15 protein-coding genes are annotated in these 12,954 nt (G+C 69.8%); 5 read left to right on the forward strand and 10 right to left on the reverse strand.

The genetic code is table 11. The annotated features are described in order from the left end of the window. Window positions 1-2: 2 nt before the first annotated feature. From ACSQ4M_RS05040 to ACSQ4M_RS05050, 3 genes are read right to left on the reverse strand one after another with little or no spacing between them, the layout of a single operon-like run. On the reverse strand, window positions 3-551 hold the full coding sequence (locus ACSQ4M_RS05040) for a carboxymuconolactone decarboxylase family protein (RefSeq protein ID WP_436188503.1): 549 nt from the start codon (window positions 549-551) through the stop codon (window positions 3-5). A 14-nt stretch (window positions 552-565) separates the two neighbouring features. Further along, window positions 566-1,564 (reverse strand): Bug family tripartite tricarboxylate transporter substrate binding protein, encoded by a 999-nt coding sequence (locus ACSQ4M_RS05045; protein WP_436188504.1) that lies wholly within the window; start codon window positions 1,562-1,564, stop codon window positions 566-568. A 25-nt stretch (window positions 1,565-1,589) separates the two neighbouring features. Further along, on the reverse strand, window positions 1,590-2,453 hold the full coding sequence (locus tag ACSQ4M_RS05050) for an SDR family NAD(P)-dependent oxidoreductase (RefSeq protein WP_436188505.1): 864 nt from the start codon (window positions 2,451-2,453) through the stop codon (window positions 1,590-1,592). A gap of 124 nt (window positions 2,454-2,577) precedes the next feature. Here ACSQ4M_RS05050 and ACSQ4M_RS05055 point away from each other — a divergent pair, with 124 nt between their 5' ends. Next, window positions 2,578-3,597 carry a LacI family DNA-binding transcriptional regulator gene (locus tag ACSQ4M_RS05055; RefSeq protein WP_436188506.1) on the forward strand — a complete coding sequence of 340 codons (1,020 nt, stop codon included), beginning with the start codon at window positions 2,578-2,580 and terminating at the stop codon, window positions 3,595-3,597. A 3-nt stretch (window positions 3,598-3,600) separates the two neighbouring features. On the opposite strand, the gene ACSQ4M_RS05060 is transcribed toward ACSQ4M_RS05055, so the two are convergent. The 3 genes from ACSQ4M_RS05060 to ACSQ4M_RS05070 form a co-directional block, all read right to left on the reverse strand. Next, complete coding sequence (locus tag ACSQ4M_RS05060; protein WP_436188507.1) at window positions 3,601-5,682, reverse strand: NAD(+) synthase; 2,082 nt, start codon at window positions 5,680-5,682, stop codon at window positions 3,601-3,603. A 54-nt stretch (window positions 5,683-5,736) separates the two neighbouring features. Further along, window positions 5,737-6,045: a putative signal transducing protein gene (locus ACSQ4M_RS05065; RefSeq protein WP_436188508.1), complete on the reverse strand. Its 309-nt coding sequence runs from the start codon at window positions 6,043-6,045 to the stop codon at window positions 5,737-5,739. A 268-nt stretch (window positions 6,046-6,313) separates the two neighbouring features. Next, the gene (locus tag ACSQ4M_RS05070) at window positions 6,314-6,550 is read right to left on the reverse strand and encodes a hypothetical protein (protein ID WP_436188509.1); all 237 of its coding nucleotides are present in this window, start codon (window positions 6,548-6,550) and stop codon (window positions 6,314-6,316) included. A 24-nt stretch (window positions 6,551-6,574) separates the two neighbouring features. On the opposite strand from ACSQ4M_RS05070, the gene ACSQ4M_RS05075 reads away from it, so the two are divergent. From ACSQ4M_RS05075 to ACSQ4M_RS05085, 3 genes are all read left to right on the forward strand, one after another. Then, window positions 6,575-7,393 carry a DUF6502 family protein gene (locus ACSQ4M_RS05075; RefSeq protein WP_436188510.1) on the forward strand — a complete coding sequence of 273 codons (819 nt, stop codon included), beginning with the start codon at window positions 6,575-6,577 and terminating at the stop codon, window positions 7,391-7,393. Then, window positions 7,377-7,892 carry a hypothetical protein gene (locus ACSQ4M_RS05080; protein ID WP_436188511.1) on the forward strand — a complete coding sequence of 172 codons (516 nt, stop codon included), beginning with the start codon at window positions 7,377-7,379 and terminating at the stop codon, window positions 7,890-7,892. Before ACSQ4M_RS05075 ends, ACSQ4M_RS05080 begins: the two co-directional genes overlap by 17 nt. A gap of 276 nt (window positions 7,893-8,168) precedes the next feature. Beyond that, a complete protein-coding gene (locus ACSQ4M_RS05085) occupies window positions 8,169-8,711 on the forward strand; it encodes an acyloxyacyl hydrolase (RefSeq protein ID WP_436188512.1) in 543 nt (180 codons plus the stop codon). A gap of 33 nt (window positions 8,712-8,744) precedes the next feature. On the opposite strand, the gene ACSQ4M_RS05090 is transcribed toward ACSQ4M_RS05085, so the two are convergent. Together ACSQ4M_RS05090 and ACSQ4M_RS05095 are read right to left on the reverse strand one after the other, a co-directional pair. Further along, window positions 8,745-9,518, reverse strand: a complete 774-nt coding sequence (locus tag ACSQ4M_RS05090; protein ID WP_436188513.1) for an endonuclease/exonuclease/phosphatase family protein — start codon at window positions 9,516-9,518, stop codon at window positions 8,745-8,747. Window positions 9,519-9,642: 124 nt separating this feature from the next. Then, entirely contained in the window at window positions 9,643-10,149 is a 507-nt protein-coding gene (locus tag ACSQ4M_RS05095; RefSeq protein ID WP_436188514.1) for a Spy/CpxP family protein refolding chaperone, read from the reverse strand. Between the two features lie 190 nt (window positions 10,150-10,339). On the opposite strand from ACSQ4M_RS05095, the gene ACSQ4M_RS05100 reads away from it, so the two are divergent. Further along, window positions 10,340-11,308 (forward strand): recombination-associated protein RdgC, encoded by a 969-nt coding sequence (locus ACSQ4M_RS05100; protein ID WP_436188515.1) that lies wholly within the window; start codon window positions 10,340-10,342, stop codon window positions 11,306-11,308. Here the strand turns inward: ACSQ4M_RS05100 and ACSQ4M_RS05105 are convergent. Together ACSQ4M_RS05105 and ACSQ4M_RS05110 are read right to left on the reverse strand one after the other, a co-directional pair. Next, window positions 11,305-12,159 carry an aldo/keto reductase gene (locus ACSQ4M_RS05105; protein WP_436188516.1) on the reverse strand — a complete coding sequence of 285 codons (855 nt, stop codon included), beginning with the start codon at window positions 12,157-12,159 and terminating at the stop codon, window positions 11,305-11,307. The two genes, ACSQ4M_RS05100 and ACSQ4M_RS05105, sit on opposite strands and share 4 nt — an antisense overlap. A gap of 39 nt (window positions 12,160-12,198) precedes the next feature. Beyond that, the gene (locus ACSQ4M_RS05110; RefSeq protein ID WP_436188517.1) at window positions 12,199-12,933 is read right to left on the reverse strand and encodes an aspartate/glutamate racemase family protein; all 735 of its coding nucleotides are present in this window, start codon (window positions 12,931-12,933) and stop codon (window positions 12,199-12,201) included. Window positions 12,934-12,954 lie beyond the last annotated feature (21 nt).

Here is a 12,954-nt window from a genome sequence, read left to right on the forward strand (position 1 = left end):
GCTCAGGCCCTGCCTGCAGGCAGGGCTTCGTTCCCCTCCAGGTCGACCTCGAAGTTCTCGAGCAACCGGCTCACCAGCATGTAGAAGCCGATGGTCATGGTCAGCTCGACGAGTTGCCTGGGAGGAAGGCGGGCCGACACGGCATCGAACAGCGCGGCCGGTGCCTTCACCGTGCGCACCACGGCGTCCGTGTAGCGCAGCACCACATGCTCCAGCGCGGAGAAGGCCTCGGCGACAGGTGGCCCCTCGGGCTGCGCCAGAACGGCCTCGATCTTGGCCGCCGGCACGCCCGCCTGCGCGGCCACGCGGCGGTGCTGGAACACTTCGTAGTGCGAGCCACACAACGCGCCCACGCGCAGGATGACGAGCTCGCGCAGCACCGGGTCGAGTTCCGAGCGCCGCAGGATCGCATTGCCCAGCGCCAGGAAGCCCTCCGCGCTCGGGCCGCCATGCGCCACCATCCGGTAGATGTTGAGCGGCGGGCGCGCGGCCACCATCTCGCGGATGGTGGGGGAGGCCTGGTCGAGGTCGAAGTAGGGAATGCGTGCCATGGCGTGGGTCCTGGTCAGTCGAGACGGATGTTGGCGCTGCGGATCAGCTCGCGCCATTTGATGGTTTCCTCGCGGGCGTAGCGGGCCAGTTCTTCCGGCGTGCCGCCCTGCGGTTCGGATGCGGTCTCGAACATCACCTCGACGATGCGCGGTTCCTTGAGCGCCAGGTTGATCTCGCGGTTGAGCCGCTCCACGATGGGCCGCGGCGTGCCCGCCGGCGCCCAGATCGCGCCCCAGCCGGCCACCTCGTAGCCGCGCAGGCCCAGCTCGTCGAAGGTCGGCACCTCGGGCAGCTGCGGCAGGCGCTTGCGTGCGGTGACGGCCAGCGGCCGCAGCTTGCCGGCCTTGATGTGCGGCAGCGAAGCGGGCATGTTGTCCATGATGGCCGGCACCGTGCCGCCCAGCACGTCGTTGAGCGCCGGCACGCTGCCCTTGTAGGGCACGTGGACGAAGGAAATGCCAGCCATGCCCTTGAACAGTTCCAGCGCCATGTGCGTGCTGGTCGAGTTGCCGTTGGACGCCACGTTGATGGAGCCCGGCCGGGCCTTGGCCTGGTCGATGAAGGCCTGCAGCGTCGTGGCACCGAAGGACGGGTGCACGCTGAACACGTTGGACACCTTGCCTTGCAGCACGATCGGCTCGAAGTCCTTGACCGGGTCGTACTCCAGCCGGGGATACAGGCTCACGTTCATGGCGTGCGTGGTGTTGGTGCCGTACAGCAGCGTGTAGCCATCGGCCGCGCTCTTGGCCACGTAGGCCGCGCCGATGTTGCCGGAGGCGCCGGGGCGGTTTTCGACGATGACCGGCTGGCCCATCTGCCGCGCCAGCTGGTCGGCCACGCGGCGTGCCGAGGTGTCGGTGGAGCCGCCCGGCGGAAAGCCCAGCACGATCTTGATGGGCCGCTTCGGGTAGTCCTCCTGCTGGCAGCGGGCCGGCCCGGCCAACGCCAGCCAGGCTGCGGGAAGGGCGAGCAGGGCGGCCGCACGCCGCCTGCCATGCGAAACCTGGTGCATGGTCGGGTCTTTCGGAACAGGGGTTTCAGGAAGCGGCCAGGGCGATGCCCGCCGACAGGCCACCGTCGACGAGCAGCGCATGCGCGTTCACATAGGACGACTCGTGCGAGATGAGGAACAGCGCCGCATGGGCCACCTCCCAGCCCGTGCCCTGGCGGCCGAAGGGCAGCGGCATGGCCAGCCGGTCGGGCCGCCTGCGGGTGGCGGCGCGGCCCATGGGCGTGTCCATCAGTCCGGGCAGCAGGCTGTTGCAGCGGATGCCCCGGGGCTGGCCCGCCATGGCGATCGCCCGCGCCAACGCCACCTGCGCGGCCTTGGTGGTCTCGTAGGCCGGGTTGCCCGAGCTGTTGCGCAGCGCCGCCAGCGAGGAGACCAGCACGATGGAACCACCCGGCGCCATGTGCTGCAGCGCCTGCTGCGCGAACAGCATGTTGCTGCGCACGTTGACGGCGTGTTCATGGTCCCAGTCCTGCGCGGTCTGCCGCGCCAGTGGCAAGCCGCTGGCCACGCCGACCACGAGCACCAGCCCGTCCAGACCACCCATCTGGGCAGTGGCCCGCTGCACCAGAGGGGCGATCTGCGCGGCATCGGCCACGTCGGCCACTTCGGCATGGACGCTGCCGCCTTCCCGTGCGATTTGCTCGCAGGTGGCGCGCAGCGCCGGCTCCGACCGGTCCACACAGGTGAGCGCTGCGCCATGGCGGGCGAACAGCAGGCTGATGGCACGGCCGTTGCCGACCGGCGGTTCCGGGTCGTCGATGCTGCGCTGGCCGGCCCCCACCACGAGCACCTTGCGGCCATGCAGCCGTTGCGCCGGATGGTCGGATGGATGGCCGATGGCCGGCGCGAAGCACTGTCGCTGCGGATCGATCGCAAGTCCCTGCTGCATGACGTCTCCTGTTGCTGGTGTGCATCCTAGGTTTGCTGTTGAAACGTTTCAATATGGGGCTAACACCTAGCCCAAGTCGGGCTTGGCTATCATGCTGCGCAGGTCGTCGGAAGAAAGCGGATCGATGGGAAAAGGCAAGGTAGACATTCGCGACGTCGCGGCATTGGCCGGGGTGTCGGTGGGCAGCGCCTCCCGCGTGATCAATGGTGTTGAAAACGTTTCACCAGAAACCCGCGGCAAGGTCGAGCGCGCGATCGCCATCCTGGACTACCGGCCCAACCACACGGCGCAGGCACTGCGCTCGCGCTCGAGCAAGACCATCGGCTGTCTGTTCACCGACGTGACCAACCCGCTGTACGCCCGGCTGTTCCGCTCGCTCGAAGAGCGCTTGCGCAAGGACGGCTACATGCTGCTGCTGGCCAACGGCCTGAACGATGCGCAACGCGAGACCGAAACGCTGGCCATGTTCGCCCGGCGCGGCATGGACGGCGTGATTGCCGCGCCCGGCAACGAAACCGATGCGCAGGTGCTGGCTGCATTGAACGCGCTGCCCATGCCCGTGGTCGTGCTGGACCGCGACATGGACACACCCGGCTGCGACGCACTGCTGTTCGACCACGCCGCGGGCATGAAGGCCGCCATGGCGGAGCTCTTCGCGCAAGGCCACCAGCGCATCGCGCTGGCGCTGTGGCGTGCCAGCAGCCGGCCCGTGCGCCGACGCATCGAGGGCTACCGCGCTGCCTACAAGGCGGCCGGCCTGCGTGCGCCGGACATGCTGGTGCAGGCGGCATCGGCCACGAGTTCGGTGTTCGCCGATGTGGATGCACTGCTCAAGCGGGCGGACCGCCCCACGGCCATCGTCGCGCAGGGCACCTACACGCTGGGCAGCACGCTGCGCGCGATCGAGGCCAACGGCCTGCGCGTGCCGCAGGACATCTCCGTCGTCACCATCGGCGACACGGACTTCGCGCGCGACCATTCGCCCAGCATCTCGCTGCTCAACGTGGACGCCCAGCGTGTGGCCGAAGGCATCGCCATGCTGCTGCACAGCCGCATGACCGACGCCGGCCAGCCGGGGCGCAGCGAACGCGTGCCGCTGCAGTTCACCGACCGCGGCTCCATCGCGCCGGCACCGCGGCCCTGAACTTCAGTCGTCTTCCGTCGGGATCGCCGCCACGGCGTCGATCCACACGCGCGCCTCCGAATCGCTGGGCGCGCGCCAGTCGCCGCGCGGCGAGAGCGAGCCGCCCGAGCCGACCTTGGGCCCGTTGGGCACGCAGCTGCGCTTGAACTGGCTGGTCTGGAAGAAGCGCCAGACAAAGGTGCGCAGGTGCTTCTTGATGTCGGCCAGGCCGTACTGGTTGCGCGCACCCTGCAGCGTGTCGGGCCAGGGCCCTTGTTCGCGGTCGTGCCAGGCCGCGTGCGCGAGAAAGGCCACCTTGGCCGGGCCGAAGCCGTGGCGCACGATGTGGTACAGGTGGAAGTCCTGCAGCTCGTAGGGGCCGACCGTGTCCTCGGTGCGCTGGCCGGGCTGGTCCTTGCCATCCTCGCCTGCGCCCGCGGGAACCAGCTCGGGGCTGACCTCGGTCGCCACGATCTCTCGCAGCACCGTGCTGCCCGCGTCGCCCAGCAGGTTCTGCCCGGCCACCCAGTGCACCATGTGCTTGATCAGCGTCTTGGGCACGCTGGCGTTCACGTTGTAGTGCGACATGTGGTCGCCCACGCCGTAGGTGCACCAGCCCAGCGCCAGTTCGGAAAGGTCGCCGGTGCCGGCCACGATGGCGCCCTGGTGGTTCGCCAGACGGAACAGGTGGCTGGTGCGCTCGCCGGCCTGCACGTTCTCGAAGGTGATGTCGTAGACCGGCTCGCCGCGCGCGAACGGGTGGTCCAGGTCGGCCAGCATCTGGCGGCAGCTGGGCCGGATGTCGATCTCCCTGGCCGTGCAGCCCACGGTGGCCATGAGCCGGTGCGCCTGGTCCAGCGTGCGCGTGCTGGTGGCGAAGCCGGGCATGGTGTAGGCCAGGATGTGGCTGCGCGGGCGGTTGAGGCGGTCCATGGCCTGGGCCAGCACCAGCAGCGCATGGGTGGAGTCCAGGCCGCCGGAGACGCCGATCACCACCTTTTCGATGCGCGCGGCCTCCAGCCGCTGCACCAGCGACTGCACCTGGATGTTGAAGACCTCGCGGCAGCGCTCGTCGCGCGTGGCGGCATCGGCCGGCACATAGGGGAAGCGCTCCACCGTGCGGCGCAGCGCGCCGGGCGCCTTGGGTGGCGCCAGGTCGAACTCCACGGTGCGCCAGCTGGCCAGCTGCGCCTTGTGCTGCGCGGCCGAGGCGCCGAAGCTGTTCTGCCGCATGCGCTCGTGCACCAGGCGCTCCAGGTCCACGTCCGCAAAGATGGTGTGCGAGACATTGGAGAAGCGCTCGCTCTCGGCCTGCAGCTCGCCTCCTTCGTAGATCAGGGCCTGGCCGTCCCAGGCCAGGTCGGTGGTCGATTCGCCGATGCCGGCCGATGAATACAGGTAGGCCGCCAGGCAGCGGCCCGACTGCAGGCCGGCCAGCCGGTGCCGGTAGGCGGCCTTGCCGATCGTGATGTTGGAGGCCGACAGGTTCACCAGCACCGTGGCGCCCGCCAGGGCGGCGTAGCTGGACGGGGGGATGGGGACCCACAGGTCCTCGCAGATCTCGCAGTGCAGGGCCAGCAGAGGCTGCTGGCGGGCCCGGAACACCAGGTCCGACCCGAAGGGCACGTCCTCGCCGAAAAGCCGCACAGAGGTCGCCAGGGCCGTTTCGCCAGCTGCGAACTGGCGGCCTTCGTAGAACTCGCCGTAGTTGGGCAGGTAGGTCTTGGGCTGCACGCCCAGCACCTGGCCGCCGGCGACGATGGCCGCGCAGTTGAACAGCCGGTGGTCCACGCGCAGCGGCAGGCCGACGATGGCCACGGCATCGCGCCCGCGCGTGGCCTGGGCCACGGCATGCAGCGCATCCAGGCAGCGGTCGAGCAGGGTGGCCTGGTGGAACAGGTCGTCGCAGGTGTAGGCCGACAGGCCCAGCTCGGGAAAGGCCACGACCGAGGCACCCTGGTCGGCAGCGTCCTCGTACAGGCGCACCGTTTCGGCTGCATTGAACACCGGATCGGCCACCCGGTTGCGCGGCACCGCCACGGCCAGGCGCGCGAAGCCATGGCGCCAGGGGTGCAGGAAGGGCAGTTGGCTCAGTTCGTTCGGCACGGCGCTTCGGTCCTTTGTTGACAAGGCGGGTCGGCCGCGATGCTAACTGGCCGGCTACAGGGGCTCGCGCAGCGTGCCGCAGTTCCAGCACTGCTCGAAGGGCCCCTCCACGACCTCGGCGCAGCCCGGGCAGCCCCAGCGCCGTTCCGGCGGATGCTGGAGCTCCTCCAGCATGGCCAGGGCCCGGTCCAGATGGGCGTCTTCCTCGACCCAGATTTCGGGCAGGGCCTGGTCCGGCGGGATCTGGCCGGCGATGCCGCTGGCGTAGGCCCGCTGCACCGTGGCCGAAATGCCGTCGCGCCGCAGCATGTCGGCCCACAGCGTGGCGACCATGAGGTTGGGGGCGGGTGCGACACGTTGCATGGCGGGGCCCATCCTATGCGGGGACGGGCGCGCCGTTTGTCCCTATCTCTCTTCTATCTTCTCTATCTTTCAATAGTCGTAGTAGTAGAGGGCGGCTCAGGCTGTGGACAACTGCGGTTTGTCCAGCCGTGCCGCGGACTTGCAGCACCGCTGCGGCTGTGGGCGGCCGCGCTTTCGTGCTGTCGCGCCGGCATGAACAAGTTCGGCCGGACGCGCGCGGCTGTGGACAAGCCCCGGCTTGTGCCGGAACTATCCACACGGTTGTTCGTCAGGGAGCGGGATGGCGCAGCACCGCAGCGCCGGCCACGGGCAGAACCTGCGGCGCGGGCGTGCTGGCGTGGTGCGCACGCGTGGCCACCGCCTTGGCCTGGGCAGGTGGGGGCGCCGTGGCAGGGGCGGACGCAGCCCGGTGCTCGCTGTACTGCACAGCGGCCACCACGAGCGAGAACAGCAGCAGGTGCAACGCGATGCCGGCACCCGGGCTTTCCAATGTCCACTTCTTCATCTGCGTGGAATAATATCCCACAGAATGTCCACATCCTCCCGGTCCGCCGTCGTGCTGGCTTCGGTGCTGCGGCTGCTGCGGCCGGCGGTGCGCCTGTTGCTGCGGCATGGCGTGGCGTATCCCAGCTTCGCGGCGGCGCTCAAGCAGGTGTTCCTGGAGGCGGCACGCGACGAGCTGGCCGCCAGTGGCCAGAAGCCCACGGACAGCGCCTTGAGCCTGCTGTCGGGCGTGCACCGGCGCGACGTGCGCCAGCTGCGCGGCGCGGCGCGCGAAGCCCCGCCGCGCGACGCCATGAACATGGCCAGCCAGGTGGTGGCCCGCTGGCTCAGCGATGTGGCCTTCATCGACGACGAGGGCGCGCCGCTGGTGCTGCCGCGCCAGGCCGAGGGGCCGGGCTTCGACGCCCTGGTCGCGGCCATCAGCACCGACGTGCGGCCACGTGCCGTGCTCGACGAACTGCTGCGCCTGGGCCTGGCCGAGGAGGGCGCACAGGGCGTGCGCCTGCTCGCGCCGGGTTTCGTGCCGCGCCAGGGCTTCGCCGAGATGGTGCAGCTGCTCGGAGACAACGTGCACGACCACCTGGCGGCCGCCTGCGCCAACGTCGACGGCCAGCAGAACTTCCTGGAGCAGGCCGTGTTCGTGGACGAGCTGACGCCGGCTTCCGCCGCCGAACTGCACGCCCTGGCCGCCAGGGTGTGGCGCCAGGCCTTTCGCCAGGTCATGCGCGAGGCCCAGGCCCGCTTCGACCACGACCAAGCCCATGCCGACCCCGCAGAGCGCACACAGCGCGTGCGCTTCGGCAGCTACTTCCATGCCGCTGACGACCATGAAACGACCCGCTGAGCTGTTGACAAGCCTTTGGATCGCTTGCCTGCTGGTGGCCTGTGGCCCCGGCACCGGCGGCACGGGCACGGGCCCGAACGTGGGTGCCACCCTGGCCGAAGGCACCTACACCGCCACGCTGGACCCGGCCCTCGCGCCGATGCAGCCCTTGCCCTGTGGCGACCGGTGCGTGGGGCCGCTGGTCCTGTCGGTCAGCGACGTGCGCGTGGAGCTGAGCCTGCCATGCCAGCGCTTCGTGCACGAAGGCAGCTGGGAGTTCGATGCCGATGGCCGGGCCGAGCTGCCGGGCCGCTGGTCCACGCTGGCGGTCTGGGGTGACAAGACCGTGCTGCAGGAGCAGAGCGTGTTGCTCACGCTCGTGGCCAACCTGCCCGACGGGCAGGGGCTGCGGTTGCAGTTGAGCTTGCGCGGCCTCGACGGCGCGCCGCTGCTCGGACCGGTGTTGTTGACGCAACAGCCGCAGCAGGCCGCTGCAGTCTCCTGTCTATCTTTCAATTGATTCAATAGTGGTAGTAGTAGAGGGTGGCCGGTTGGTGTGGACAACCCGCTTTTCGCGAACGCGATCAAGGGCTTGGCCGAATCACAGCCATGTGGTGTGAAGCTCCACAACCCGAACCGGCGCCGACAACAACTTTGTCCTCACCGCCGCCGCTGTGGACAACTCCCCACTTGTGCCGGAACGATCCACAGGCTTGTTCCAAGCGGCGGCAGCTTCCTACAAGGCCGTCTGTGACGGCTACGTAGCATGTGCAACAAACCAAACAACGGGAGTTGCATGAAGCACACGACGAAGACAGCCCTTGGCGCCCTGTGCCTGGTGATTGGCTTCGCAGCCCAGGCGCAGCAAGGCCAGGGCCCCGGCCTGTACCTGGAAGCCGGCCAGGCCCGGCACCATGGCGCCACCACCGACGCGCTGACCTTGGGCGTGCGCGTGCCGACCGATGTGTGCTTTCTCAGCGGCCGGCTGGCCTTGTCGGTGGATGGGTACGCGAGCCGCTGGCACGCGGATGCCCTCCCCGGCGCGCGTGACGCGTTCACCCAACTGGGCCTGGTGCCCGTGCTGCGCTGGCGATTCGGTGAAGGGCGCTCGCCCTGGTTCGTCGAGGGCGGCGTCGGCGTGTCCTACCTCGTGCACGGCTACCGCACGCGCACCAAGGCGTTCGGCTCGCGCTGGAACTTCAGCGACCACCTGGGCCTGGGCTACAGCTTCGGGCGGCACGAGATCGGCGTGTACGTGAAGCACGTGTCCAATGGCGGGCTGGACAAACCCAACCCCGGCGAGACCTTCTACCAGCTGCGCTACGGCTACGCGCTCTGACTGGCGGGGCCGCGAGGCCCTTTCCGTGCGCGGCTACAGGTCGATCACGGCCGCCAGCGGCGCGTGGTCGGACAGCTTGTTCCACGGCGCGCCAGGCAGCACGATGGGCGAGTGCGCGCCGGCATTGCGCACGTAGATGCGGTCCAGCGACAGCACCGGGAACTTGGCCGGAAAGGTCTTGGCCGAATGGCCCGTGGCGTGCACGAAGACCTCGCGCAGACCGGCCAGCTCTTCCAGGATGTCGTGCGCGCGGCGGCGCCAGTCGTTGAAGTCGCCGGCCACCACCACGGGCGCGCCGGTGGGCACTTCCTTGTTGATCATCTCGGACAGCAGGCGCAGCTGCTCGCGCCGGTGCGATTCGCGCAGGCCCAGGTGCACGCAGAACACATGCAGCTGGTGCTTCTGGCCCGGGATCGCCAGCGCACAGTGCAGCAGGCCGCGGCGCTCGGGGCCGGGCAGCGAGACGTCGCGGTTTTCCTGGTGCACGATGGGGAACTTGGACAGCACGGCGTTGCCGTGGTGCCCGTGCGGATAGGCCGCGTTCTTGCCGTAGGCGAACTGCGGCCAGATCGAATCGGCCAGGAACTCGTAGTGCGGCGCCTCGGGGTAGTCGGCATGGCGGGCCGCGTGGCGCGCATGCGTTCCCAGCACTTCCTGCAGAAACACCACGTCGGCGTGCACATGGCGCACAGCCTCGCGCAGTTCGTGCAGCATGAAGCGCCGGTTGAAGGTGGTGAAACCCTTGTGGATGTTGACCGTCAGGACCTTGATCTTGGTGACGGTGCCGTCGGCGATGGTGTTCGACATGCTGCTGGGGTGACGCGGGTACGGGTGCTGGTTGTACCGCAGCCGGCCAGGCCGGCGCTGTAGGACGCCTGCCGGACACCGGGTCTGCGAGACCCGATAGAGCCGGCCGGCGCCCGCAGGTTCCTCAACCCCTGGGTTCGGGCTTGGGCGGCATGCCGTGGTGGTGCGGCCCCTGGCGCGGGCCCATGGCCATGCGCTGGTCGAACACCCGCTGCTGCTCCGGTGTGAGCGCGCTGTACAGCCGCAGCGTGGCCTCGGCGCGGCGCTCCATCTCGGCCGAGCGCTTGGCGTGCATGGCGCGCATGTGTTCGATGCGCTGCGGCGTGGTCATCTTGCGGATGGCTTCGCGGTCGAGCCGTTCGGGCGGCGGGCCGGGCGGCAGCATGCTGGCCGTGAACTGGTTCCAGGCCGGCTCCTGCTCGGCCGTGAGCTTGAGCTCCTGCTTGAGGCGGGCTTCGCGGCGCTCCATGCGCTGGGCGGGATCGGTGCGGGCGTGTTCGCGGGCATGGCGCGCCGGTGCGTCGACGGCCGGCGGCGCAGCCGGCGGCGTCTGCGCCATGGCGGCAGCGCCCAGGGCGGCCAGGCTGCCGGCCAGCACGATGCGATGGAGGGAGAAGAGAGAGCGGGTCATCAAGACTTCCTTTCTGTCGGAGAACCACAGCGGCGTGTTGCTCTGCTGTGCGGCCAGTGTCCGGCGCGCTTGTATCGGCCCGGTGCTGTTTGTCCGGCTGTTTGTAAAGTTCTCGCAAGGAAGTTTGCCGTGCCATGCGGCGGCGGCGTGCAACGACAATACGCGGCTTTCCGTGCAACGAGAGCGAACAGTGTTCAAGAACGTGATGGTTTACAAGCTCGGTGGCGACTGGACGGCCACCTGGGAGCAGATCGAAGAGGCGCTCGGCACGCAGCGCTTCGAAGAGTGCGGTGCGACACAGGAACGCTCGGCCGGCTGGGTGCCGCCGCGTGGCGAGGAACACGGCCCGCTGGTCGAATCCATCGGCGGCCAGTACCTGCTGCGCCTGATGGTCGAGAGCAAGGCCGTGCCGGCCTCGGTGGTCAAGCGCAAGGCCGACGAGCGCGCCCAGCAGATCGAGGCCACCACCGGCCGCAAGCCCGGCAAGAAGGAAATCCGCGACCTGCGCGAGGAAGCCAAGCAGACGCTGCTGCCCGTGGCCTTCACCAAGCGCGGCGCCACCTGGGTCTGGATCGACCTGCAGGCACGCCGCTTCGTGGTGGACGCCGGCAGCCAGAACCGTGTCGACGAGATCCTGAGCCTGCTGGTCCAGGTGCTGGATGGCTTCTCGGTGCAGGAAGTGCACACCGCCACCTCGGCCACGGCCGCGATGTCCGAATGGCTCAGCAGCCAGGAGCCGCCGGCCGGCTTCTCGATCGACCGCGAGTGCGAACTCAAGGCGACCGACGCGTCCAAGGCCGCGATCCGCTATGCCCACCACCCGCTGGACATCGAGGAGATCCGACAGCACATCGCCGAAGGCAAGCTGCCGACCAAGTTGGCCATGACCTGGGACGAGCGCGTCTCCTTCGTGCTGACCGAGAGCATGCAGCTGCGCAAGCTGCAGTTCCAGGACGGCGTGTTCGAGAAGACCTCGCAGGAGAAGGAAGACAGCTTCGACGCCGATGCCGCCATCTCCACGGGCGAGATCAGCCGTCTGCTGCCGGGCCTGCTGGAGGCGCTGGGCGGCGAGATCGAACTGGTGGCTGCGGTCGAGACGCCGCTGCCCGCCTCGGCCGCGCCCACCGCGCAGCCGGATACCGAAGACGCGCCTTTTTAGATCATCGCCAGCGGCGGCTTGCGCGCTGGCCTGGGGTAGAGGCGGGCCAGTTCGGCCTGCACGTCGGCCTGGAGCACGAGCTCGGCCGCGGCCAGGTTCTCGCGCAGATGCGCCTCGCCCACCGCTTTGGGCAGCGCATTGACACCCGGCTGTGCGAGCAGCCAGGCCAGGGCGAGTTGGGCCGTGCTGCAAGCTTGCCGTTCGGCGAGTGCCTGCAGCGGCGCGTCGTCTGCCAGCGCGCCCTGGTCCAGCGGGCTGTAGGCCATCAGCGCGACACCGTGGTCGCGCAACCAGGGCAGCAGGCTGTGGGCCGGCCCACGCTCGGTGATCGAGTAGTAGACCTGGTTGGCGGCGCACGCGGCGCCGCCATCGACGGCCCAAAGTTCCTGCATGTCGTCCACGTCGAAGTTGCTGACGCCCCAGCGCGCGATGCGGCCGGCCGCGACCAGCGCTTGCATGGCCTGGACCGTCTCGGCCAGCGGCACGCTGCCGCGCCAGTGCAGCAGGTACAGGTCGAGTCGGTCCACGCCCAGGCGGCGCAGGCTGCGTTCGCAGGCCGCCACCGTACCCTGGCGGCTGGCGTTGTGCGGATAGACCTTGCTGACGAGGAACAGCTCCTCGCGCCGCAGGCCGGCGCGCTGGGCTTCGGCCAGGGCCTGGCCGATGGCTTCCTCCGAGCCGCCTTCGCCGTACATCTCGGCCGTGTCGACCAGGCGCCAACCCATGTCGAGTGCGCTGCGCAAGGCCTTCACTTCGGTGGCGCGGCGCGCCCTGGATTCACCGATGCGCCAGGTGCCCAGGCCCAGGGCGGGCAGGGCCGGACCGGTGCCGGGCAGGGGAATGCTGTGCATGGGAACGCTCCTTTCGCCCGCATTGTGCGGGCGCGGGCTTCACTGGCCGAGGGCGCGGAGTTCGGCCGCCACGTGTTGCCAGGCCACATCGAAGCCGGGCTGCGGGCGTGCATCGGCGCTGGGTGGCAGCCGCAGCGCCATGCGCGTGCCGGCGCCCACGCTGTCGACCAGCGGCACGCCCACCTGGGGCTGGAGGGCCGCGGCCACACCCGCCAGGCCGGCGCCACCGACGATCACGGCCTGTGCGTCCCAGCGCTCGGCGGCTTCCTGGCAGGCGCGGGCCAGCATGGCGCGCGCGCCTTCCGGGTCGGCCATCAGTTGCGCGCCTGTGGGCGCCACGGTGTGGATGCCGACCAGCGCCTGGTGGCCGAGTGCCAGGGCCAACCGCTCCAGCATGGGCACCCAGCGTGCGCCGCCGGTGACGATGGCGAAGCGGCCGTGCTGCGTGGCCTCGGCGAAGGCGGCTTCGGCCAGGCCCGTGACGGGCACGGGGCTGGCCTCGCGCAGCGCGAACAGGCCGGGGTCGCCGAAGCAGCCGATCAGCACGGCATCGGGCGCGCTGCGGCCGGGCTCGGCCAATGCCGCGGCCCAGGCGTCGAGCGCGGCGTGTGCGGCGACTGCGTAGCTGGCCTCGCAGGCGATGTAGGGCGCGCCCAGGCGTGCGGTGACGCTCGTCACCTGCACGCCTGGACCGGCCTCGCGCTGCACATGCTGCTGCAGCAGCGCCGTCACGTGGGCCGAGGTGTTGGGATTGACGACGAGCAGCTGGCGCATGTCAGTGCCGCCCGGCCGCCC

The sequence above is a fragment of the Pseudorhodoferax sp. LjRoot39 genome, from assembly GCF_964253035.1.
GTDB lineage: Bacteria > Pseudomonadota > Gammaproteobacteria > Burkholderiales > Burkholderiaceae_C > Pseudorhodoferax.